Genomic DNA, 22,628 nt, shown 5'->3' with positions numbered 1-22,628 from the left:
GTTGCCTTTAATCTGCGCGCACTGGCCTTCGGGTGTCACCTCGTTCGCACATCGAAGGTGGGTGTTCTCGCGCAGCGTAGCTCTTCGAGCCTCCCTAAGCCGAGTCTGTCGCTTCGGCCAGAACACATACGGGTCGATTCCAGGCAGCCTGGTTCGGCTGGTCGCGCGTCAGCGTTTCGATTCACTCAAAACAGCGCATAAATGGCCCGTGACGAACCACTCCGGTTTGTCGCGGCGCACTGTTGCGTCGATGCCCGGCTCGCCGCGCGCAACCGGTGAACACAGCGCGGCCTGGCAAAATTTTCGTATTGGATGGCCCAAAACCCGACAAGCCGAAGCTTTAAGAAATCGGGTTCATCTCTGACAATAAAGCACTTGCTGAACAGCAGCAAACAGCGGTGAGCCAATGGCCGACTATCCACATCGACCAGTACAGCTAACTAAGCGACAGCGGTCGAAATGTCTTCCGCAAGCAATGCCTGGCTCAGCATGAGTATCTGATTCCTATGACCACGAACTCTATGACGACTGCAACGCAAGCGCCGAGTGTCCCACAATCGCTGGAGCAGGGTCTGTTGCGCGTGATAGCGGCGCCGGCCCAGCCGGCTCCCGCGCGGGTGACTTTTACGGCGCGCATTGCGGTCGGGCTCGTCGGCATGTTGTTCGCGTCGTTACTGGCGATCCTCAACGAGCAGGTCACTGCCGCCGCGATGGCCGATATCCAGGGCGCGTTTCTGATTGGACATGACGATGGCACCTGGCTTACTGCGCTGTTCGAAGCAGCGAACGTCGCGACGATGGTGTTTGCTCCATGGTTCGGCATCACGTTCACGCTGAAGCGATTCACGATCGGCGCCGTGCTCGCGACGATGTTCTTCGGCTTGCTGTGCCCGTTTGCGCCGAATTTGCCGACGCTCTATATGTTGCGCATCCTGCAGGGAATCGCGGGCGGATGTCTTCCGCCGATGCTGATCATCGTGGCGCTGCGCTATCTACCGCCCGATCTGAAGCTGTATGGCCTCGCCGGATATGCGCTGACGGCGACCTTCGGGCCGGCCCTCGGCACGCCGCTCGCCGCGTTGTGGACCGAGTTCGTCAGCTGGCGCATGGCGTTCTGGCAGATCATTCCGCTCGGCGTGTTGTGCTGCGTTGCGATTCAGCAGGGGCTTCCCGCGGATCCCGTGAAGCTCGAGCGGTTTCGCTCGTTCAACTGGATCGGCTTCGTGACCGGGTTTCCCGCTGTCGCGATGCTCGTGACCGCTCTTTTGCAAGGCGATCGACTCGACTGGTCCAATTCGGAGTTCATTCGCGTGATGTTCTGCGCGGGGGCGCTGCTGCTCATCGCATTCCTGGTCAACGAATGGTTTCAGCCTGCGCCGTTTTTCAAGCTTCAACTGCTTGCGCGCAGGAATTTCACGCATGGACTTTCAACCTTGCTCGGCACGGTGATCCTGCTGGTCGGCATTGCGGCGATACCGGGCCAGTATCTCATGAGAGTCCATACATACAGGCCGCTGCAGACGGCGCCGCTGTCGCTGTTGCTGGCCGTCCCGCTGTTGATCACGCTGCCGTTGACGGCCGCTCTGCTGAATACGCGCCGCGCCGATCACCGCTGGGTGATCGCGACGGGTCTTGCGCTGATGTTCGCGACGTGCGCGATGGGAAGCTTCATGACGTCCGAATGGATTCGCGACAACTTCTACCTGCTGCAAGCGTTGCAGATCATCGCGCAGCCGATGGTGATCATGTCGATCCTGATGGGTGTGACGACGGGTCTGCCGCCCACCGACGGTCCGTTCGCTTCGGCGATGTTCAATACGGTCAAGACGTTTTCCGCGGCGCTGGCAACCGGGCTCATCGAAGGGGTGGGGACCGTGCGCGAGCATTTTCATTCGAGCATGCTGGTCGACCAACTGGGAAACCGCGCACTGGTGGCGAACCAGGGCGTCGATGCGGCCTACGGTCTGAATCAGCTCGCGCACCGGATTCACGAGCAGGCAATCGTGCTGACTTCCGCCGATCTGTATCGCGTGATGGCGTGCGTTGCCGTCGCGCTTCTTCTGCTGGTTCCCGTGCTGCCGGTGCGCATCTATCCGCCGTGGAGCACTACGCCGTCCTCTTCGCATTGAAAAACGAATCCCATGTCATCCACCACTCCATCCCCGTTGAAAATCTTTCGCATAGCCGCAGTCATCGTCGTCGGCCTGGCTGCATGGGCGTGCACGAGGCTCTTTGTCAGCCCGAATTCGGAATCCACGAACGACGCCTACGTCACCGCGGACTTCACGCTCGTTGCGCCACGAGTCCCAGGGCAGATCACGGGCGTATTGGTCAATGACAACGAGGACGTGAAAGCGGGCCAACTGCTCGTGCGCATCGATGACCGCGACTTTCGCGCCGCATTGATGAGCGCCGAGGCGGAAGTGGTCGCGGCGAAGGCGTCGGTTGCGAACTTCGAGGCGCAGATCGCGCGTCAGCCGTCGCTGGTCGAACAGGCGCGCGCCACGCTGCGCTCCGACGACGCATCGATCGGTTTTGCGCGGGCCAACGCGGCGCGCTACCAGAATCTTTCCGACGCCGGCGCGGGCACGGCGCAGGAACAGCAACGGGCATCGAGCACGCTCGCGCAGCAGCTCGCGCAGCAGTCGCACGACCAGGCTGCGTTGACGGCCACCGAGCAGAACCTGGACGTGCTGCGCACGCAGCGCGACAAGGCCTCGGGCGCACTCGAACACGCCGAGGCGGCGCTCGAGCAGGCGAAGCTCAACCTGTCCTATACGGAGATCCGCGCGCCGGTCGACGGCAAGGTTGGCCGCCGTTCCGCCCGGGTTGGCGCGTTCGTGACGCCCGGCGCGCCGGTTCTGGCAATCGTCCCGCTGTCGGATGCATATGTGATCGCCAACTTTCAGGAGAGCCAGATCACCAACATGCGACCGGGTGAAAGCGTGCGCGTGACGGTGGACAGCCTGCCCGGCGTCGTGATCCGCGGCCGTATCGATAGCCTCGCGCCGGCGACGGGCGTGAGCTTCGCGCCGATCGCGCCCGACAACGCAACAGGCAACTTCACGAAGATCGTGCAGCGTGTGCCTGTGAAGATCACGATCGATCGCGGGCAGGCGGCGGCACCGGTATTGAGCGTGGGGCTCTCGGTCGAAGCGGAAGTGGCGATGGGCCGCAGCGGACAAGCGACGGCCGAGGGAGCGGAAAGGCAATGAACGCGAGCCAATACTCTGTCCGCGCGATCGTCGCGGCGGTTCTGACTTGCGTCGCGATGACGGGGTGCACGGTGGGTCCCAATTTCGCACGTCCGCAGACGGCCACGCCGCAGGTCTTCGACCGAACGCAAGCCGCGCAGTCGCCGAGCAAAGCCGTGGAAGCTCAGTTCGGTCCGGATTGGTGGACGCTGTTCAACGATCCGGTATTGAACGATCTGGAACAGCAGCTGGCCGACGCAAACCTCGACGTGGCGGCGGCCTCCGCGCGTTTGCTGCAGAGCCGTGCCGAGCGCCGCGTGGCCGGCGCGGCCGAATATCCGACGCTCGACGGCGCCGCGTCGTACAACCGCGAACGCGGCAGCGAAAACGGCATCCTGTCGCTGCTCGGCGTCACGCCGACGCAAAGCCAGCCCCAATCGGCTTCCGGTAGTGCGCCGCTCGGCGTGGCCCCGTTGCCGGGCTCCGCGGGCTCGCCGGCCTACAACCTGTATCAGGCCGGTTTCGATGCGTCGTGGGAGATCGATCTGTGGGGCCACGTGCGACGCAGCGTCGAAGCGGCGACCGCGCTTTCCGAAGCCTCATACGAGGACCGCAATGCGGTGCTGTTGAGCGTGCGCGCGGAGCTGGCGCGGGACTATATCGAGTTGCGCGACACACAGGATCTGCTGCAGATCACGATACAAAACCTCGAGATCGCCAACGATGTGCTGAAGCTCACACGGGTTCGCGCGCATGAAGGCGTGACGACGGATCTCGACGTGTCGAACGCTGCGGCGCAGGTGGAGAACATCGAAAGCCTGATTCCCACGCTGGAGTCGCACCGCGACACGACGATCAACGCGGTCGGGCTGCTGCTCGGCCAGCAACCCGGCGCGCTGCGGCAGACGCTTGCCGAACCGCGCGAGGTGCCGGTGCTGCCCGCGCAGGTACCGATCGGTTTTCCGTCCGAGCTCGTGCAGCGCCGGCCGGATATCCGCAAGGCGGAGGCGGAACTGCACGCGGCTACCGCGACGATCGGCGTCGCGAAGGCCGATTTCTATCCACGCATCACGCTGAACGGCAGCGCGGGCTTTCAGAGTCTTCAATTGTCGAACCTCGGCAGTTGGGCGTCCGGGCAGTTCGTCGTTGGGCCTTCGATTACGCTGCCGATATTCGAAGGCGGCCGTCTGAAGGGCACGCTTGCCCTGCGTGAGGCACAACAACAGGAAGCCGCGATCGTCTACAGGCAGACGGTGCTGCATGCGTGGCGCGAAGTGGACGACGCGCTCGTCACCTACGATGCCGAACAACGTCGCCGCGATCGGCTCGTCACTGCCGTCAGCATGAACGAGCGAGCGCTCGCGGTCGCGCGGGAACGCTACAAGGGGGGCGCGCTCGACTATCTCGACGTGCTGAATGTGCAGAGGCAATTGCTCGAAGCGCAGAGCAATCTCCAGAAAAGCAAAGCCACCGCCGCGACGAATTTGATCACGCTCTGTAAAGCGCTGGGTGGGGGTTGGGAGTCGACCTACGGCCGGTAGCTCGCGATGGCCTGAAACGAGCCAGAAATGTCCCCAAAGCGACGCAGCTAGCCCATTCTCGCAAAGCCATAAAACGTAGACTGTTCTCGTCGGCGATTGATGTGCCGATGCTGGCGGGAAAGTCACAAACATGACCAGCCACCCGAGTTGATGCGTGCTGTGACGCGGGACTCTGCAGATGCCGGAGTGAATCACCAACAAGGAGATTGCCGTGCGCGGCTCAACTACCTCAACCAACTCAATCACCTCGACCGATAGTCCCGCTACGCCCGCGGTCGCATCGCGCGGCAAGATCGTCATGATGGCGATCATCGCCGGAGCGGTGATCACCAACATCTACTGCACGCAGCCAATCCTGCCGTTGATCGCCGCGAGCCTGCGCGTCAACGTGACGACGGTCGATCTCGTCGCCGCCGCGGCGCTGCTCGGTTTTTCGACCGGGCTCGCGTTGCTGTTGCCGCTCGGCGACCGCTTCGACCGCCGCAAGCTGGTGCTGATCCAGATCGCGCTCGCCTTCGTGTTCGGCGTGGCGGCGGCCTTTGCACCCGGCATCTGGGCGCTCGTCGCGGCGTCGTTTGGTCTTGGCATCGTGAGCTGCGTTCCGCAGCAGCTGGTGCCGTTTGCCGCCGTCATGTCGTTGCCGAGCGAGCGCGGGCGTAACGTCGGGACCGTCGTGAGCGGGATCATGGTCGGCATCCTGACCGGTCGTACGATCGCCGGCGTGATCGGCGCGGCGTATGGATGGCGCGCGGTGTACGGCGCCGAAGCGGCCTTCATGGTGCCGGTCTGGATGGCCGCCGCATCGCTGCTGCCGCGCGGCGTGCCGTCGACCAACCTCTCGTATTGGCGCCTGCTCGCTTCGCTGTGGCCGCTCGCGCGGGACAATCGGCCGATCCGCGAATCGATGCTTATCCAGGCATTGCTGTGGGCCTGTTTCAACGCGTTCTGGGTCAATCTCGCCGCGCTTCTCGCGAGCGGACCCTGGCATCTCGGCAGCGCGTGGGCGGGCGGCTTCGGCATTATCGGCGCGGCCGGCGCCTTTGCCGCTTCACTCGGCGGCAATGCGACCGACCGCGTCGGATTCCGCAAGGTGATCGGTGCAAGTATCGGCATCGTCACGCTCGCGTACGTGCTTCTGTCCGGCGCCGCGACTTCGCTGACGCTGTTGATCGTGGGCGTGATCGTGCTCGACATCGGCGTGCAGTCCGGTCTCGTATCCAATCAGACGCGTGCGTTCGCAGTCGATCCGAAAGCGCAGGGTCGCATCAATAGCCTCTATATGACGGCGACCTTTTTCGGCGGCGCGGTCGGTGCGACGCTCAGCGGCTGGTTGATGACCCGCTTCGGCTGGACTGGCATCGTCGCGTTCGGTATTGCGCTGGGCATTCTCGCTGCCGCGATTCACTGGGTCGGCGCGCCTCGCCACACGGCGGTCCGGGTCGCGGCAAGCCCGGATTGAGGTGAGTCTGGGGATGCCGGAAATCGTCGTTTGTTCTGAGCGCCGATAGCATCGGCACCCGTTTCCATGGGAGTCAGGTATGACCCAAAACCCGAAAATTGCCCTACCGAAAATTCAGCGAGCACCGCTGTCCGGTGAATCGATGTCGGGTGCCGATATCATCTTGCGCGTGCTCAGCGAACAGGGCGTCGACACCGTGTTCGGCTATAGCGGCGGCGCGATCCTGCCGACCTACGACGCGGTGTTCCGTTTCAACGAGCTGCATGCGGACGAGCCCGGGCGGCAGATCAATCTCGTCGTGCCCGCCAACGAACAGAGCGCCGGGTTCATGGCCGCGGGCTATGCGCGTGCGAGCGGAAAAGTGGGCGTATTCATGGTCACGTCCGGACCGGGAGCGACGAACGCAGTGACGCCGATCGCCGACTGCAATGGCGATTCGGTCCCGGTCGTCCTCATCTGCGGACAGGTGCCGCGCGCCGCGATTGGCAGCGATGCGTTCCAGGAGGCGCCGGTGTTCAACATCATGTCGGCGTGCGCGAAGCAGGTGTTTCTCGTCACCGATCCGGACAAGCTGGAACAGACGCTGCGCACCGCATTCGAAGTCGCGCGCAGCGGGCGTCCCGGCCCCGTTGTCGTGGACGTGCCGAAAGACATCCAGAACTCGACGCTCATGTGGCAGGGGGCCGGCACGCTTGCGTTTCGGGGTTACTCGGAGCGTCTTCGCAAGGTGGCCAAAGGCGCGCGTCTCGAAGACAGCAAGCGCAGCGAATTCTTCGCTCTGCTCGCCCAAAGCAGGCGTCCTCTGTTGTACGTCGGCGGCGGCGTCATCACGGCCGATGCGACCGACGAGCTGCGCCAGTTTGGCGAACGTTATCGGATTCCCGTGGTGAACACGCTGATGGGTCTCGGCACGATTTCGGTGAAACACGAGCTGGGCCTCGGCATGCTCGGCATGCATGGGGCAGCGTGCGCAAACTACGCAGTGGAAGATTGCGATTTTCTGATTGCGGTGGGCGCACGGTTCGACGACCGGGTCGCAGGCGGTCGCCCGCATGCCTTTGCGCCGCGAGCGCGCCACGTCGCGCACATCGATATCGATGAGGCGGAAATCAACAAGGTGAAACGGGCGCACTGGAGCCATGTGGGCGATGCGAAGGATACCTTACTGTCGTTGATGAAGCACGATGCGCATGTCGAGGCTCCGTCGATGTGGCTCGATAACATCAGGGAACTGAAGCGGCGCTACGGTATGAACTACGACCGCAACAGCCCGCTGATCCAGCCACAGTTCGTCGTCGAAAAGCTCAGCGAGATCACTGGCGGGCGGGCCATCGTGACCACTGGCGTCGGCCAGCACCAGATGTGGGCTGCGCAGTTCTTCGACTTCGTCGAACCACGCAGCTTCCTGAGCTCGGGCAGCATGGGTACGATGGGCTTTGGGCTGCCCGCCGCGATCGGCGCGCAGATGGGCCGCCCGGATGCGCTCGTGATCGACATCGATGGTGATGGCAGTGTGCGCATGAATATCGGCGATCTCGAGACGGCAACCACGTATCGCGTACCGGTAAAAGTGCTGCTGCTCAACAACGTCGGTGACGGAATGATCCGGCAGTGGCAGCGTCTCTTTTACGACGGACGGTTGTGCGTGAGCGACAAGTCGCTTCATCGGAAAGACTTTGTGATGGCGGCACAGGCCGACGGTTTCGAGTTCGCGCAGCGTGTCGAATCGCGCGCCGAGCTCGAACAGAAACTGAGGGCATTCATCGAATTCGCGGGACCGGCTTTCCTCGAAGTCATGATCGACCAGAACGCCGATGTGTTTCCGATGGTCGGGCCGGGACAAAGTTTTTCGGACATGATTACCGGGCCTTTCATACCGTCTCGCGATGAGCGCGAACCTGGCGGCAGGCATGCAGCGCATCAAGCGGCATCGGACATGTTCTAGATTCAGTGTATGAACAGGCTTTGGGTCGCTTAACGGTCGCTCGCGACACGACCGGTGCCGATGTCAGCATACAGGCGAGGGGATGCCTCCAGGCGACCCGAAACTGCCTTGAGCGCTACTGTTGGAACAACGGCCACTTCGGACGGGTACTGTTGAAAAAGTCGCTGCGTGGCTTTTTTCAATTCGTTCGCGGGAAAATCGTTATTGGTTCAGGAGGAAAAGCGAACGAACAGGGCACGGGCACACTTGTGCAGACGATTGCCGCTGCGAAAACGCTGCAGCCCGCCTCCGGAACCTCGAAGCAATGAAGCGCGCAAGCGATGGGTTTCAATGCATCAGCAACATGCATGACCGATCGCACGATCGCGCTCGAGAACCAACCTGTATTTCCATTGCCATCCGTATTCACGAACCACCGTTCGTGTGTGTTGAGTTGGAAGACACCGATGCGCACGGCCTCGAATCATCGAGACGCGTGCGTGCGCCGATTTTGCAAGGAGGTCACCATGAGCAACCACAGTAGCTTTTTCCGCTGGGTCATTTCGACCTGTGTAGCGCTCGCGGTCACCCCGGCACTTGCAGACGTGTGGATCTCGAATGTGCGATGTCCCCCCGCGGCTAGCCTGGCGAATGAGCAGCGGGCCCTTGTCGGCGCGAGAATAAACTATCGAACCCAATCTGCCGCGCAACTGCAAGTCTGGGTAGAGGAATACCCGAGCGGGTCCGGCTGCAGCGGATCCGCCCACCACACAAACGGCGGCCGAATCATCCAGGTTAATCCTGGGGATAGCTGGGCGGATGTCGGGGTGCCCTGGTTCGGACACAGCAATTATCCGGGAGGGTTTCTGCAGGTCGGAGCGCGCCTGAACGGCTCTACTTCCTTTGCGATGTCATGCTGCCGGTTTGGATCGGAAATCCGGTGAATCGCCGAGTTCCGAGTGGGCCGACTGTACGCGTTTAGCCCCGGTGACGAAAAATCAATAGCCGAAAACATTCGCCCTGCGCCGGCCGCAGCTTTGTTCCGGCATACCTCAGCGGGTGCAACCGGTCGTGAGACGTCATTGGCTTTGAAAGAGAAGTATCGCTCGATGGCGAACGCCAACTGACGGGCGATGGAGCCTCCCTGACAATCACGACGCTGCACCACAACTAGGGGAAATCCACGAGACAATAACATCAGACGTCTAATGTAAATTGACGCTCAACATAGCCACCAATGGCAACCACGCGCCTGAGCGTATGATTCCCCACGGCTTGCCCACGCGCGTGCATGGCAAGTGCGCCGTCGTCAGACAGATCGCGCTGAAGCTGCAAGGCGGCCTTGATGATCTGATGTCCGTGACGGACATGATCCGGAGCGTCGGCGCGGGGCCTTCCACGAACCGTCTGCAGGTGAAGACGATGGTAGCTTCCGCGAGTCTCCCGCAGAGGCTCGGTCTCGCCAAGGCGATCCCTGCGTGCGGCTGGAGCGTGTGCGCGGCGCGACTTGCCGGAGCTGTAGGAGAGCCTCGTTCTCTTTCTGCTGATCGACGAAATGGATTTCCATGACAATGGACGCGCGGTCTGCTACAGCAACGACTACCACAACGTCAGCACCTTCAGGTTCGATGTCGCACGCGAACGAGTCAGACGGGCCCGCGGGTCCACTTTCCGGACGAAAAAACTATGCACTTCGAGGCGTTCAGCTCTTCCGAACTGGCGGAATACCTGAGGGGTATTCCAGCCGTCAATGCACGGCTCGGCGACGACAGCGAACTGCAGGTCGTCGAAGTGGGCGATGGCAACCTGAACTACGTCTATTTCGTGAGCAGCGTGCGCGACCCGCGGCGCAGCGTCGTCGTCAAGCAGGCGCCGCCGTTCCTGCGGCTCGTGGGCGAAGCCTGGCCCTTGCCGCGCGAGCGCATGGAGCGCGAAGTGGCGGCGTTGCGCCGCTACGGGACGTTGTGCCCACAGCACGTGCCGAGCGTCTATCACGCGGACAGCGAAAAGTACCTCATTGTGATGCAGCGGCTCGCCTCACATCGTGTGTTGCGCCAGGGGTTGACCGAGGGCATCGTCTATCCGCACCTTGCCGATCACATCTCGACCTTTCTCGCGCGCACGCTCTTTCACGGTTCCGACCTGTATCTTTCGCCCGAGGCGAAGAAGGCGGCGGCAAGCGGCGGCATCAACACGGAGTTGTGCAGGATTACGGAGGATCTTGTTTTCACGTATCCGTTCGAAGATCACGCATCGAATGTGTACAACGCTGCGCTGCCTGCGGCCGCAATCGAGCGGCTGCGCACGAATCAGCCGCTGCGCCGCGCGGCAGCCGAGATGAAATGGGCGTTCATGAACCATGCGGAGACGCTCGTGCACGGCGACCTGCATACGGGCTCAATCATGGCGAACGAGCACGAGACGTACGTGATCGACCCCGAGTTCGCGTTCTACGGGCCGATGGGCTTCGACACCGGCGCGTTCATTGCGAACCTGCTGCTCGCGTATTATTCGCTGGACTGGCACGATCGCATGGCCGGCCGTGAACCGATCGCGTTTCAGCGCTGGCTGCTCGAGCAGGTCGAAGCGGTGTGGAACGGCTTTGCGCAGAAGTTCGCGCAGCTCTGGCGCATGCACGAGCGCGAGGCTGGCCGTGCCTGGATCGGCGGACCCGCCGACTCGTGCGCGGCCGATGCGTTCCGCGAAGAATTCATGCGGCGGCTCCTTGCGGATACGCTAGGCTTCGCGGGCTGCAAGATGATCCGACGCATCGTCGGCATGGCGAAGGTCGCGGAGATCACCACGATCAAGGACGAAGCGGTGCGCGCAAGCGTGGAAGTGCGCTGCCTGCGCCTGGCCGAAGCGCTTCTCGTACAGCGGGGCGAACTGGCTTCGATCGAAGCGGTCACCGCGCTTGCCGCTCAGGTGCTCGCGCAGACGGTGGACCTCTGCGCGAGCCCGCGTAACTGAAACAATCCGCCGCCTAAGCGGCATGGTCCGGCTTACCGGAATCGACGGAGATCCTATGGCTTTGCAGCCACTCAATTCGAGTCTGCCACCCACCATCGAGTGGCACGACGACACCCTTTATCTGCTCGACCAGACGCGTCTGCCGCAGGTGTGCGTCGTCGAGGCGGCCGACAGTGTCGATGCGGTGTGGCGAGCGATACATGAGTTGCGCGTGCGGGGCGCGCCCGCAATCGGCGTTGCGGCGGCGTACGGTCTGTGCGTGGCGATGCAGCAAGAGCGGCAGGCATCGCGCGACGCGTTCCTCGCGCGGCTCGAACATCACGCCGCCTATCTGGACAGCGCGCGGCCGACAGCAGTGAATTTGCGCTGGGCGCTCGAGCGGATGCGCGCGCACGCGCGTGGCGTTGCGGCCCAGACGAGCACAGAGCTCTACGCCGCGCTCGTTGCCGAGGCAATGCGCATTCATCGCGAGGATATCGAACTGTGCGCGCGGATCGGCGAACAGGGGCGTGCGCTGATTGCGGCCGGCAGCGGCGTACTCACGCATTGCAATGCGGGTGCGCTCGCGACGACGGGCATCGGCACCGCGACCGCGCCGCTCTATTGCGCGCATCGCGACGGCGAATCCTTCCGCGTCTATGCGGACGAGACGCGTCCGCTCCTCCAAGGCGCCCGGCTCACCGCGTACGAGCTGCAGCAGGCCGGGCTCGACGTCACCCTGATCACCGACAGCATGGCACCCACGCTGATGGCGCAGGGGCTCATCGATCTCGTGATCGTCGGCACCGACCGCGTGGTCGCGAACGGCGACGTCGCCAACAAGGTCGGCACGCTCGGCGTGGCGATCGCGGCGAAGCACTTTGGCATTCCGTTCTACGTGGCGTGTCCTTCGTCCACGCTGGATCTGCGCACCGCATGGGGCGCGGACATCGTGATCGAAGAGCGCGGCGCCGACGAAGTGGCGCAGTTCGCGGGCCGGCGTATCGCCCCCAAGGGCATACAGGTGCGCAATCCGGCGTTCGACGTGACGCCGCATGCGCTCGTCACGGGCATCGTGACGGAGCTGGGCATCGTGCGTGCGCCGTTCGAAGCGAATCTGGCGGCGCTCTTCGCGAAGGGAGAGGACGCATGAGCGACACGAACGAGGGAGTCAGCCAGTGCCGTGCAGGCGAAGCGGCGGCGCGTGCGCACGACGCGCGGGCCGAAGCCGAATTGCGTCAGCAGATCGTTGATGCCGTTCTTGAGATGGAACGCCTCGACATCAATCAGGGGACCTCGGGTAACGTCAGTGTGCGCTGGCGTGACGGGCTCCTGATCACGCCGAGTGGTGTGCCGTGCGCGGCGCTCACGCGCGATCGTATTGTCTGGATGCCGCTCGATGTGCGCGAGGACGATCCGCTCTTCGAGGCGCACGGCCCGTCTTCGGAGTGGCGCTTTCATCGTGACATCCTGCGTGCGCGGCCCGATGTGAGCGCGGTTGTCCATACGCATTCGAATGCGGCGACGGCACTGGCGATCCACGGCCGCGGCATTCCTGCGCATCACTACATGGTGGCCGCGGCGGGCGGTAATTCGATTCGCTGCGCGCCGTATGCGACCTTCGGCGGCCAGGCGCTCTCCGATCATGCGCTGGAAGCGCTGCGCGACCGGCTCGCGTGCCTGCTCGCGCATCACGGTGTGATTGCACTGGGGCGCGATCTCGCTCGGGCCCTGTGGCTCGCGAACGAAGTCGAGGTGCTGGCGAAGCAATACCTGCTCGCGTGCCAGCTTGGCGAGCCACCGCTGCTGTCGGACGCGCAGATGGACGAGGTCATCGAGAAGTTCAAGGGCTACGGCCTGCGCAAATGATCAAACGGAGATACAGGGCACACGGGTGACCGCAGCGGGAGGCTCGCTTCTCATCCCGCCTCGAATTGGGCACGGGCTTCGGCATGCACCCACTACGACTGGTCAGACTCGCATGCACACTTTGCTAGCCTTGGCTAGCGTCTAACGGTGGGTTGCCGCTCGTTGCTGCTGCTGAATGGATCGCATGGCCAGCGGCGAGCCTCCCACTGCGCCGGCTGCGCTGACCATGGCCGCCACGCGGGAACGGATTTCCGGATACTCGACCAGCGCCTCGAGGATGTCGGGGGAGCCCTTCGAGTAACCGATCAGCACGAGGCGTGGTGCGCCGGATTGTTCGGGCATGGCCATCACCTCGTCGCGTATCTGGCGCGCGTTGTGAGTCGAACTCGATAGCGCATCGACCGGAAGCAGCATCGCGTCATAGCCGAAACGGCGCAAATGGAGGGCGACCGTGCCCGCCGGATTCAACCAGTTTTCGAAACAGTCGTACCCGATGCCCGGCACGATTGCGGCGACAAGCCCGTGCCTCGACGGGCCCAGATCGACAGGCTTGCCATTGCCGGCCGGTTCGTGACCCACGCGGGTCAGGGCGTCGTCGCATGGCCTGCAGTCGGACAAGTCACGGCCATGCGAGTCCAGCACCGCACAGTAGATCTCGCGAAAGCGCCCTCGTTGATCGAGCACGCTCGCCTGCGAGGCCGGAACGAGTACACGGGTTAGAGACAGTTATTGATGGAGCCGGCTGCACTGCTGCTGCCTCCCCGGAAGCCGACCGAGGACCCGGGACCGCTGGTGGCGGGCCGCACGACGGCCGCCGCACCGCTCGGCGGTTGCTGGCCCGGTGCGTAGACGTCAAACGCCCGGTTATTGGCGAGCACGTACTGCATATAGACAGTCTGACCGGAGCTATTTGCCCAGTTCGATGCGATGCATTGCGCCACCGCCGCTGGCGTATGTCCACTTTGACCAACGGACTGAGTATTTTCCGGCATTGGCGCAGCGCACGCAGCGAGCGCAAGTACAGGGATAACAATAAGATGTCTCATTGCAGAGGTCCTCCTTCAATTATCCAGACACAAAGTCCCTTCACGCTCTGAGACAACGATCGAGCCCTGGTGTCGTCTCTTGCATGTCGATCCCGCCAGACCGAGTCAATTCAGTTCATCATCCGCGTAGTACTTCGTGCATTTGGAAGTCAATTCAACCGCAGGATCTTTGCCGGTCAGCTGATGAAGCCAGACGCGCCGTCCAACCGCTATCGCACCCCGGTACGCTCTTCCTGTGTCTCCTGTAGGTCATACCCTTGGGCTTGTTGACGTCGATCCCTTCACCTTTGCCGCCGCCTGCCAGCAGGAGCTTCATGTCCAAGTTGCTGAACGCGTCGTAGCCTGCCGCTGATTCCACAGCCTTGCGCGCCGACGGTTGCGCCTGATAGAGAGCGTTCAGCACATACGATCCGGACGCTGGGTAGCCAGGTCGAATTCAAAACCGGGAGTTGTATCTTGTCACGCGTGCACTGAAGCACAATCAAACCTTTGTTCCACAGAGTTTAGGTCAGCGTTGTACCGACGTATTACTTTGTGAGGCTGGCGGTAACGTATTCTTTCCACCTCTACTTTCTGGAATGCGAACCAGCCTCTTTCAACAAGGCCACATAAGCGTGTCCGGTGCCTCGGTGACGGACGATTGCGGCATCTTATATCGTTTGGTTTCCAAACGATATGATCGTGAACAAGACGTAGCCGATATGCGCCATGTCCATTCATCCGTGTCCGATAAAGCGGCGTACTGGCCAACAACAGGTCGGCAATAGCGCTTATCAGCATCCCGTGAACCAGGGAGATCAGGTTTTCCCGACATGAATCGCTGATACGATCATCCATACGCAGTCGATAACACTGCAATGAATCGAAGATGGTGCGGAGGGAGAAATTGGTTATACACTAAGAATACATCACGGCAGTGCTTGAATGCGCCCAATCCATGGAGAACATATCATGCTCAAACGTCTGATGTTGACGCTCACAATCCTGCTGTTGTTGCCTGTTTCTGCTGCTCGGGCCGACGACTATACGGCCGCACTCAACCTGTTCAGGAACGCGGGAGAAAGCGGCAGTCTTCTGCAGAGTGCCTATGGCTACGCTTTGTTTCCGAAGATTGCCAAGGGAGGGGTCGGTATAGGCGGTGCCCATGGCAAGGGCCGCGTCTATGAGCAAGGAAAACATATCGGCGATACGTCGATGACTCAGGTCACTGTGGGCTTGCAACTAGGCGGCCAAGTGTACAGTGAACTCATCTTGTTCGAGGACGAACGAGCCCTCAAAGAATTCACCGCTGGCAACTTTGAATTCGGCGCAGATGCCAATGCGATCGCGATCACTGCGGCAGCCGGCGCTAAGGCAGGCACGACGGGCACGTCCGCTAACGTCAGTGGTGGACAGAAAGACGCCAAAACTGCGGGTGACTATCGAAAAGGCGTGGCCGTATTTACAGTGGCCAAGGGTGGGCTGATGTACGAGGCAAGCGTCGGCGGCCAGAAGTTCTCTTACAAGCCGCGGTGATTTTCGCCGAGTGTTCACGTACGCCCTTGAAGCAACCGTTTTCGTACAGTGATTCTTGTGTCGAACGTGGATATACCCTCGTCTACAACGAGAAGGCATCTTCCGAGGTTAGGAACGCGGTTCGGGCGTTGGTCATCGAAGTCCTGAAACCGCACTAGCGCAACTGAATACTGAGCTAGCCACACAGGGGCGGCCCTGCGTTGGCCAGGGTGGTCGAGCAAAGGCTGATGCACCCTCGAAAGCGCCCGTTGGGATGGCGCTGGTCGAACGGCCGCAGTGGGTCGAGAGTACGCATTCGCTCGAAGCGAGCGCGACATTCGCCACCGCCGACATGCGAATGCTGTTATGAGCAGCTCGATCGTAACAGGCACCTTTCGGCCTTCCGGCTTCTGACATCTCACGACCATCAAAAGGCCGGGGGTATTAGCCGCACCGATAGTCCGGCTCAAAACGATGACTGCCTATCGCGGGGCACTCGTTTGCATGCTCTGGCGACAGAGTTCGAAGCGCCGCTGGAAGTGGCACTTGCATGGACGGCTTCTATTCTTCATCAGCAATGACCACATGCTTTCGCGGCGCTTATGCCGCCGCGTTGACGTGAGATGCCTTCGCGCCGACGCTCGATTCCCTGACGACGAGTTCCGGCACCGCAAAGTATTGCACTGGCGGCTTCTCGTCTTCTGATGTTTCACTCAGTCGGGCCAACAGTGTCTCGCTTGCAATGGTGCCGAGCTTGTCCGCACCTGCGAACAACGTCGTCAAAGGCGGATTGGTGTGCTCAGCCGCGATGATATTGTCACAACCCACGACCGCCAGAGCCTTACCCGCGCGCTTGCCCATTCTGTCGAGTTCGTGCAGCACGCCGATTGCGACCTGGTCGTTGTAGCAAACCACCGCCGTCGGCCGCGGCTTCATGTCGAAGATCGCACGGACCGCATCGCGCCCACCCTCAGGTGTCAAAGGGACATCGATGATCCAGTCGTCATTGACAGGCAATGAGTGCTTCGCCATTGTGGACAGATAACCCTGTCTGCGTTGGTTGGCGACTGCATAGCCCTTCCGGTTGCCGGCGAAAGCGATGCGCGTATGTCCTTGCCCGACCAGATGCTCGGTAGCCAGCGCAAATCCGTAGCTGTTGTCGACACCGATCGTATCGACGTCGGGCCCCATCGGACGCATGACGAGTACGAGCGGAATTCCCCACGACTGGATCTCGGCAGGCAACTCATCTGTCGTTCCTAGCGCGGGGGACATGATCAGGCCAGCAACATTCTGCTCACGCATGGATCTCAGAACCCTCGTCTGTGTTTCGAGACTTTCGGCTGTGTGGGCCATCAGCGTCGTATATCCGGCCTGGGCCAGCACGCGCTCGATTGCCACCAGCAGTTCGACAAAAAACGGGTTGGTCAGATCATTGATCACCATTCCGATCGTCGTGCTGCGCTTTCCCCGCAGGTTGGCCGCCCCGCGGTTGTACACGTAACCGAGCGCGCGAGCCGCCTCGCGCACCTTTTCCGCAGTCTCGGCCTTGATGAGCGGACTCTCCTGCAAAACTAGCGACACCGTCGATTTCGATACGCCAGCGGCGGCGGCTATGTCCTGTATGGTCGGGCCTGATTTCATGTTGCTATGCACAATTGGAACGTTCCAAAAAGTGTTTGACACCGTGAAATGAGTCTACTACAGTTTATTGGAACGATCCAACGAGCGCTAATTGGAACGTTCCAATTGAGAGACATGAGATCCACAATCCGCTGGGCGCTGATCGGCGCCAGGGCGGGCACGTGACGGTGCCGTCCCGTTTCGCTGCATAAAAGTTTGAGGAGACTGACTGTGCGTTCCAGCAAGGTTGTTTCATTGGCCCATGCGGCGAGCCTGATTGATGATGACGACACTGTCACTGTCAGCTCGTCGAGCGGTCTGGGTTGCCCCGACGCGATGCTTGCCGCTATCGGCGCACGCTTCGAGGCGCAAGGCCATCCGCGCAATCTGACGATGCTGCACCCGATCGCGGCCGGCGACATGTACGGCATCAAAGGCATCGACCATATCGCGAAGAAAGGGCTGCTCCAGACGGTCATCGCCGGCTCGTTTCCGAGCGGCCCATCGAGCCTGCCGATGCCCGACATCTGGCATCTGATTACCGATAACGACGTCCGCGCATACAACCTGCCGAGCGGCGTCCTGTTCGACATGCATCGTGAAGTCGCGGCAAAGCGTCCGGGCGTGCTGACAAAGGTCGGACTCGACACGTACGTCGATCCCGACCGCCAGGGTGGCGCGATGAACGCACAGGCCGCCGAACATCCCATCGTTGAAAAAGTGACGTTCGCGGGTGACGAGTGGCTGCACTACAAGAATTTCGTGCCGCGCGTTGCTATCGTTCGCGCAACGACGGCCGATGAACGCGGCAACCTGTCGTTCGAACATGAAGGCGCGCTGCTTGGCGGTCGCGATCAGGCGCTGGCCGTGCGCAATAACGGCGGGATCGTTATCGCTCAAGTGAAGCGCGTCGTGAAGGCCGGTTCGCTGCATACGCAGCGGGTGCACATTCCGTGCAATCTCGTCGACTACGTGGTCGTCGCTCCTGAGCAGAAACAGACGACGCAGATCGAATACGACCCGGAGATCAGCGGTGAAGTGAAGCTGCCCGACAGCGCGTTCGCGTTCGCCGAATGGCACGCGGACAAGGTCATCGCCCGCCGGGCAGCGATGGAACTCGCGCAGAACGATGCGGTGAATCTGGGCTTCGGCATCTCTGCAAACGTGCCGCGCGTTCTGCTCGAAGAAGGCTACCGTGATGACGTCACGTGGGTCATCGAACAAGGTGCTGTCGGCGGCGTGCCATTGCTCGGCTTCGCCTTTGGATGCTCAGGCAATGCCGACGCGATCATGCCTTCGCCTTCGCAGTTCGTGTACTTCCAGGGCGGCGGGTTCGATGTATCGCTGCTGTCGTTCCTGCAAGTGGACCGATTCGGCAACGTGAACGTGTCGAAGCTGCCGAGCAAGCCGTATCTCACTGCCGGTTGCGGCGGCTTTATCGACATCACGACGCACGCGAAGCGCATCGTCTTCTGCGGCTATTTCACGGCAGGCGCAAAGATCGAAGTGGGCGATGGTCGTCTGAAGATCGTGAAGGAGGGCAAGAAGAAGTTCATCGCCGATGTAGATCACGTGACCTTTAGCGGACGCATGGGACAACAGCGTGATCAGGAAGCGCTGTATGTCACGGAACGCTGCGTGATTCAGCTCAGGGACAAGGGTCTCGAAGTGATTGAGATTGCGCCCGGCATCGATCTGCAAAAGGACGTGCTCGATCAGTGCGATATCGAGCTGGCCGTGTCTCCCGCTCTGAAGACTATGGATGCGTCCATTTTCACTGACTCACCCTTCGGTCTGAAACTGAAGGAGGCGCGTCATGGCTGACCAGAGATTGATCCAGATCGAAAAGACGAATGCCATTGCCGTCGTCACGCTCAATCGCGCGGAGAAGCTCAATGCGCTGACGCCGGAGATGCTCGATCAACTCGAAGCCGCGGCGGCCCAGCTTGAGTCGGATGCAAACGTGCGCGCTGTCGTGCTGACAGGCGCAGGCGAACGCGCATTCTGCGTGGGCGCCGACATCAACCAGTGGTCGGCACTCGCACCGCTCGACATGTGGCGAGTATGGGTCTCGCACGGCCATCGCATCTTCGACCGCTGGGCGGCATTGCGTCTGCCTGTCGTCGCGGCGATCAACGGTCCCGCGTTCGGCGGCGGTCTCGAATTGGCAGCAGTGGCTGATGTACGTGTCGCCGACCCGATTGCCACGTTCGCGCTTCCCGAAGCGAGCATCGCAACCTGTCCGGGCTGGTCCGGCACGCAACGGCTGGTTTCGCTGCTTGGTCCGAGCCACGTCAAGTCGCTTGCGCTCACCGCGAAGCGGATCGATGCGCAACGCGCATACGCGATTGGTTTGATCGACGAAATCTCCCCGCCGAAAGAGTCAGTCACTACAGCTATCGCAATCGCTGAAAAGATCGCGACGCTCGCGCCCGTCTCCGTGCAACTGACGAAGCAACTGATCAACGCCGCCTCGGGATTCGGGGCTGGCGCAACCCTGGAAGCCATGGCGGGCGCGCTGTCCGCGTCGACGCACGATGCCCGCGAAGGCATGGCCAGTTTCCGCGAACGGCGCACGGCGCAATACGAGGGTCAATGACATGACGTACGACACTGCAATTCCCGCTGCAACTGCGCTTCTGACAAGCGATAGAGCACCCGCACACGAAGCTTTCAACGGCCGCATGTACATCGACGGAGCGTGGACCGAATCAGCGGACCAGCAGCGCTTCGAGCGCCGCAGCCCCGCACATGGTCACGTTGTCAGCTCGTTTCCTGAAGCGACGCCGGCAGACGTCGAGCGAGCGATCCAGGCCGCTGATCTCGCCTTGCGTCACGGTCCATGGTCGAAGCTCAAGGGCGCAGAACGTGCGCGGATTCTTCTCGCGGTCGCTGACGGCATCAAGGCACGCGTCGACAGGATGTCGTTGCTCGAATCGCTCGAAACGGGTAAGCCGCTTGCGCAGGCGCGAGGCGAAGTCGCCGGCTGCATCGATCTGTGGCAATACGCGGCGAGCCTTGCCCGCACGACGAGCGGCGACGCATACGACACGCTCGGCGAAGACATGCTCGGCATCGTGCTGCGCCAGCCGATTGGTGTCGTCGGACTCATCACGCCGTGGAATTTTCCACTCTGGATTCTTTCCCAGAAGCTGCCGTTCGCACTGGCAGCAGGCTGCACGTGCGTCGTCAAGCCAAGTGAACTCACGTCGAGCACGACCGTCATGTTGATGGAGATTCTCGAGCAGGCCGGTGTGCCGGCGGGCGTCGTCAACGTGGTGACGGGAAAAGGTCCGTCCGTCGGCCAGCCGCTCGCGCAGCACGACGCCATCGACATGCTCTCGTTCACTGGTTCAACGCGCGTGGGTAGCCTGCTCGGCGGACTTGCATCGCAGAAGTTGAAGAAGGTCGCGCTCGAACTCGGTGGCAAGAATCCGCAGATCGTCTTCCCCGATTGCGACTGGGACGCGATGATCGATGCCGTCGTGTTTGGAGTGTATTTCAACGCGGGCGAATGCTGTAACAGTGGAAGCCGAGTGCTCGTGCACGAATCGATTGCAGAGCGCTTCGCGCAGGCGGTAGTCGAGCGCGCACGCCGGGTGCCCGTTGGCGACCCGCTGCATCCCGAATGCAAGATCGGCGCAATTGTCAGCGAGAACCAGCTGGTCGAGATTCTCGGCAATATCGACAAGGGCGTCGCGGCAGGCGCGCGGCTGCGCCTGGGCGGCAAACGCTATGAGGCGAACGGTCTCTATCTGGAGCCGACTGTCATCAGCGGTGTTGCGCCCGACATGAGCATCGCCCGCGAAGAAATATTCGGCCCTGTGCTCGCGATCATCCCCTTCTCAGATACGCAGAACGCGATCGATATTGCAAACGACACGGCCTATGGGCTCTCTGCCGCCGTCTGGAGCAACGACATCAATACTTGCCTGACTGTCGCTCGCGGCGTCGATGCGGGGACCGTTTGGGTCAACACCTTCCTCGACGGTTACCCCGAACTGCCGTTCGGCGGCTTCAAGTCGAGCGGCGTCGGACGCGAACTCGGCAAGCAGGCCGTCGAGGACTACACGGAGACGAAGACGATCCAGCTTCACATCGGAGAGCGCAAGAACTGGTGGCTGCCGCGTCAAGCCGCCTGATCACGAATCCACCCGGATCGCTCCACGGCATGCCCGCCGTGGAGTCCACATAAAAGCTCGCGAAGAGAGCCTCATCAAGGAGACGAAAATGTTCAGGAAGCGTATTACTGCAGTTGCAGTCGGCCTCGTTGCCTGCCACGCGCTGTGCGCTGCTGCAGCCGACACGAAAACTGTGGAAGTCATGCACTGGTGGACTTCCGGCGGCGAAGCCAAGGCACTCGCGGTCCTCAAAGACGGCCTGAAAGCAAAGGGCGATGCATGGAAGGACAGCCCGATCGCGGGCGGCGGCGGAGAAGCCGCGCGCACGGTGCTGAAGGCCCGCGTCGCATCGGGCAATCCGCCTGATGCGATCCAGATGCTTGGCTTCACGATTCCCGAATACGCGCAGGAGGATTATCTGCAGAACCTCGATGCGGTTGCATCGAAGGAGGACTGGGACAAGCTCGTGCCCGCACCGATCCAGAAGTTCTCGAAGGTCGACGGACACTGGGTTGCCGCACCTGTCGATGTGCACCGCACGAACTGGGTCTGGGCGAACAAGAAGATCTTCGATCAATTGAAGCTCACGCCGCCGAAGACATTCGATGAACTCGTCGCGGACGCCGACAAGATCCGCAAGGCCGGCTACGTTCCGCTCGCGCACGGCGGCCAGGCGTGGCAGGAAGCGACGATCTTCGATAGCGCGGTGATGTCGGCAGGCGGTCCGAAGTTCTATCAGCAGGCGCTCGTCAAACTCGACCCCAGCGCGCTCGGCTCGAAGACGATGGAGAAGGCTTTTGACCAGATGCGTGCGTTGCGCGGCATGGTCGACCCGAACTTCCCCGGCCGTGACTGGAATCTCGCCACCTCGATGGTGATCACCGGCAAGGCAGCTATGCAGATCATGGGCGACTGGGCGAAGGGCGAGTTTGCATCGGCAGGCAAGCAGCCGAACGTCGACTATCTCTGCTTCAACTATCCCGGAACGGATGGTGCGTTCATCTTCAACACCGACCAGTTTGCAGGCTTCAAGAAGGGCGACGCGAGTCTTCCGGGTGAGTATGCGTTCGCGTCGACCATCATGGACAAGGGTGTCCAGGCGAAATTCAACCAGATCAAGGGCTCGATTCCTGCGCGGCTCGATGTGCCACAGGACGGCTTCGACGAGTGCGGCAAGAAGTCGATGAACGACATGCGCGCGGCGCTCAAGACTGACTCGATGGTCGGCAGCTTCGCGCACGGACATGCGATGCCCGATGGTCCAAAGAACGCCGTTTATGACGTCGTCACACACTTCTTCAATTCGAATCAGTCGTCCGCGGATGCCGTGAAGTCACTTGTCGCGGCAGTGAAGAACTCGCAGTAAGCCAAATGGTCCTCATGCGGATGCCGCGCCGTACGCCGCGCT

At 61.7% G+C, this 22,628-nt stretch carries 18 protein-coding genes; 14 read left to right on the top strand and 4 right to left on the bottom strand.

Annotation, left to right across the window (positions count from 1 at the left end):
• Nucleotides 1-506: 506 nt before the first annotated feature.
• The 9 genes from BN2475_RS19365 (at nucleotide 507) to BN2475_RS19320 (ending at nucleotide 12,936) form a co-directional block, all read left to right on the top strand.
• Nucleotides 507-2,129 carry an MFS transporter gene (locus tag BN2475_RS19365; RefSeq protein WP_094781113.1) on the top strand — a complete coding sequence of 541 codons (1,623 nt, stop codon included), beginning with the start codon at nucleotides 507-509 and terminating at the stop codon, nucleotides 2,127-2,129.
• Between the two features lie 12 nt (nucleotides 2,130-2,141).
• Nucleotides 2,142-3,215 carry an HlyD family secretion protein gene (locus tag BN2475_RS19360; RefSeq protein WP_094781112.1) on the top strand — a complete coding sequence of 358 codons (1,074 nt, stop codon included), beginning with the start codon at nucleotides 2,142-2,144 and terminating at the stop codon, nucleotides 3,213-3,215.
• Nucleotides 3,212-4,735 carry an efflux transporter outer membrane subunit gene (locus tag BN2475_RS19355; RefSeq protein ID WP_094781111.1) on the top strand — a complete coding sequence of 508 codons (1,524 nt, stop codon included), beginning with the start codon at nucleotides 3,212-3,214 and terminating at the stop codon, nucleotides 4,733-4,735. Before BN2475_RS19360 ends, BN2475_RS19355 begins: the two co-directional genes overlap by 4 nt.
• A 211-nt stretch (nucleotides 4,736-4,946) precedes the next feature.
• Nucleotides 4,947-6,194, top strand: coding sequence for an MFS transporter (locus BN2475_RS19350; RefSeq protein ID WP_245841411.1), 1,248 nt, complete (start codon nucleotides 4,947-4,949; stop codon nucleotides 6,192-6,194).
• Between the two features lie 79 nt (nucleotides 6,195-6,273).
• Nucleotides 6,274-8,139, top strand: a complete 1,866-nt coding sequence (gene ilvB, locus BN2475_RS19345; RefSeq protein WP_094781109.1) for a biosynthetic-type acetolactate synthase large subunit — start codon at nucleotides 6,274-6,276, stop codon at nucleotides 8,137-8,139.
• 152 nt (nucleotides 8,140-8,291) lie between these two features.
• Nucleotides 8,292-8,447: a hypothetical protein gene (locus tag BN2475_RS34295; protein ID WP_159444578.1), complete on the top strand. Its 156-nt coding sequence runs from the start codon at nucleotides 8,292-8,294 to the stop codon at nucleotides 8,445-8,447.
• 1,357 nt (nucleotides 8,448-9,804) lie between these two features.
• On the top strand, nucleotides 9,805-11,088 hold the full coding sequence (gene mtnK / locus BN2475_RS19330) for an S-methyl-5-thioribose kinase (RefSeq protein WP_094781106.1): 1,284 nt from the start codon (nucleotides 9,805-9,807) through the stop codon (nucleotides 11,086-11,088).
• A 55-nt stretch (nucleotides 11,089-11,143) separates the two neighbouring features.
• Nucleotides 11,144-12,220 (top strand): S-methyl-5-thioribose-1-phosphate isomerase, encoded by a 1,077-nt coding sequence (gene mtnA, locus BN2475_RS19325; protein WP_094781105.1) that lies wholly within the window; start codon nucleotides 11,144-11,146, stop codon nucleotides 12,218-12,220.
• Nucleotides 12,217-12,936, top strand: coding sequence for a class II aldolase/adducin family protein (locus BN2475_RS19320; protein ID WP_094781104.1), 720 nt, complete (start codon nucleotides 12,217-12,219; stop codon nucleotides 12,934-12,936). Before mtnA ends, BN2475_RS19320 begins: the two co-directional genes overlap by 4 nt.
• 141 nt (nucleotides 12,937-13,077) lie before the next feature.
• On the opposite strand, the gene BN2475_RS19315 is transcribed toward BN2475_RS19320, so the two are convergent.
• The 3 genes from BN2475_RS19315 to BN2475_RS35030 all read right to left on the bottom strand — a co-directional run bounded on the left by BN2475_RS19315 (nucleotide 13,078) and on the right by BN2475_RS35030 (nucleotide 14,385).
• Complete coding sequence (locus tag BN2475_RS19315) at nucleotides 13,078-13,620, bottom strand: lipase family protein (RefSeq protein ID WP_143325819.1); 543 nt, start codon at nucleotides 13,618-13,620, stop codon at nucleotides 13,078-13,080.
• 32 nt (nucleotides 13,621-13,652) lie between these two features.
• Nucleotides 13,653-13,982 (bottom strand): hypothetical protein, encoded by a 330-nt coding sequence (locus BN2475_RS35625; RefSeq protein WP_094781102.1) that lies wholly within the window; start codon nucleotides 13,980-13,982, stop codon nucleotides 13,653-13,655.
• A 154-nt stretch (nucleotides 13,983-14,136) separates the two neighbouring features.
• Nucleotides 14,137-14,385: a hypothetical protein gene (locus BN2475_RS35030; protein ID WP_094781101.1), complete on the bottom strand. Its 249-nt coding sequence runs from the start codon at nucleotides 14,383-14,385 to the stop codon at nucleotides 14,137-14,139.
• A 548-nt stretch (nucleotides 14,386-14,933) separates the two neighbouring features.
• Between BN2475_RS35030 and BN2475_RS19300 the strand changes: the two genes are divergently transcribed.
• The gene (locus BN2475_RS19300; protein WP_094781132.1) at nucleotides 14,934-15,497 is read left to right on the top strand and encodes a YSC84-related protein; all 564 of its coding nucleotides are present in this window, start codon (nucleotides 14,934-14,936) and stop codon (nucleotides 15,495-15,497) included.
• Nucleotides 15,498-16,076: 579 nt separating this feature from the next.
• On the opposite strand, the gene BN2475_RS19295 is transcribed toward BN2475_RS19300, so the two are convergent.
• Entirely contained in the window at nucleotides 16,077-17,120 is a 1,044-nt protein-coding gene (locus tag BN2475_RS19295; RefSeq protein WP_094781131.1) for a LacI family DNA-binding transcriptional regulator, read from the bottom strand.
• Between the two features lie 210 nt (nucleotides 17,121-17,330).
• Between BN2475_RS19295 and BN2475_RS19290 the strand changes: the two genes are divergently transcribed.
• From BN2475_RS19290 to BN2475_RS19275, 4 genes are all read left to right on the top strand, one after another.
• Nucleotides 17,331-18,923 carry an acyl CoA:acetate/3-ketoacid CoA transferase gene (locus BN2475_RS19290; RefSeq protein WP_094781100.1) on the top strand — a complete coding sequence of 531 codons (1,593 nt, stop codon included), beginning with the start codon at nucleotides 17,331-17,333 and terminating at the stop codon, nucleotides 18,921-18,923.
• Nucleotides 18,916-19,698, top strand: coding sequence for an enoyl-CoA hydratase/isomerase family protein (locus tag BN2475_RS19285; RefSeq protein ID WP_094781099.1), 783 nt, complete (start codon nucleotides 18,916-18,918; stop codon nucleotides 19,696-19,698). The genes BN2475_RS19290 and BN2475_RS19285 overlap by 8 nt, the downstream gene beginning before the upstream one ends.
• 85 nt (nucleotides 19,699-19,783) lie before the next feature.
• Nucleotides 19,784-21,241 (top strand): aldehyde dehydrogenase family protein, encoded by a 1,458-nt coding sequence (locus BN2475_RS19280; RefSeq protein WP_245841410.1) that lies wholly within the window; start codon nucleotides 19,784-19,786, stop codon nucleotides 21,239-21,241.
• 88 nt (nucleotides 21,242-21,329) lie between these two features.
• Nucleotides 21,330-22,586, top strand: coding sequence for an ABC transporter substrate-binding protein (locus BN2475_RS19275; protein WP_094781097.1), 1,257 nt, complete (start codon nucleotides 21,330-21,332; stop codon nucleotides 22,584-22,586).
• The last annotated feature ends 42 nt before the right edge of the window (nucleotides 22,587-22,628 follow it).

The organism is Paraburkholderia ribeironis (assembly GCF_900019265.1).
Lineage (GTDB): Bacteria > Pseudomonadota > Gammaproteobacteria > Burkholderiales > Burkholderiaceae > Paraburkholderia > Paraburkholderia ribeironis.
The sequence above is the reverse complement of the archived record's forward strand: the minus strand, read 5'-3'. Positions and strand labels throughout refer to the sequence as shown.

What these genes read in the sequence shown, in the direction of transcription:
- mtnA (WP_094781105.1), top strand. Translation starts at nt 11,144, where the DNA reads ATGGCTTTGCAGCCACTCAATTCGAGTCTGCCACCCACCATCGAGTGG.
- ilvB (WP_094781109.1), top strand. Translation starts at nt 6,274, where the DNA reads ATGACCCAAAACCCGAAAATTGCCCTACCGAAAATTCAGCGAGCACCG.
- BN2475_RS19355 (WP_094781111.1), top strand. Translation starts at nt 3,212, where the DNA reads ATGAACGCGAGCCAATACTCTGTCCGCGCGATCGTCGCGGCGGTTCTG.
- mtnK (WP_094781106.1), top strand. Translation starts at nt 9,805, where the DNA reads ATGCACTTCGAGGCGTTCAGCTCTTCCGAACTGGCGGAATACCTGAGG.
- BN2475_RS35625 (WP_094781102.1), bottom strand. Translation starts at nt 13,982, where the DNA reads ATGAGACATCTTATTGTTATCCCTGTACTTGCGCTCGCTGCGTGCGCT.
- BN2475_RS19320 (WP_094781104.1), top strand. Translation starts at nt 12,217, where the DNA reads ATGAGCGACACGAACGAGGGAGTCAGCCAGTGCCGTGCAGGCGAAGCG.
- BN2475_RS19295 (WP_094781131.1), bottom strand. Translation starts at nt 17,120, where the DNA reads ATGAAATCAGGCCCGACCATACAGGACATAGCCGCCGCCGCTGGCGTA.
- BN2475_RS19365 (WP_094781113.1), top strand. Translation starts at nt 507, where the DNA reads ATGACCACGAACTCTATGACGACTGCAACGCAAGCGCCGAGTGTCCCA.
- BN2475_RS19360 (WP_094781112.1), top strand. Translation starts at nt 2,142, where the DNA reads ATGTCATCCACCACTCCATCCCCGTTGAAAATCTTTCGCATAGCCGCA.
- BN2475_RS19300 (WP_094781132.1), top strand. Translation starts at nt 14,934, where the DNA reads ATGCTCAAACGTCTGATGTTGACGCTCACAATCCTGCTGTTGTTGCCT.
- BN2475_RS19280 (WP_245841410.1), top strand. Translation starts at nt 19,784, where the DNA reads ATGTACATCGACGGAGCGTGGACCGAATCAGCGGACCAGCAGCGCTTC.
- BN2475_RS19285 (WP_094781099.1), top strand. Translation starts at nt 18,916, where the DNA reads ATGGCTGACCAGAGATTGATCCAGATCGAAAAGACGAATGCCATTGCC.
- BN2475_RS19275 (WP_094781097.1), top strand. Translation starts at nt 21,330, where the DNA reads ATGTTCAGGAAGCGTATTACTGCAGTTGCAGTCGGCCTCGTTGCCTGC.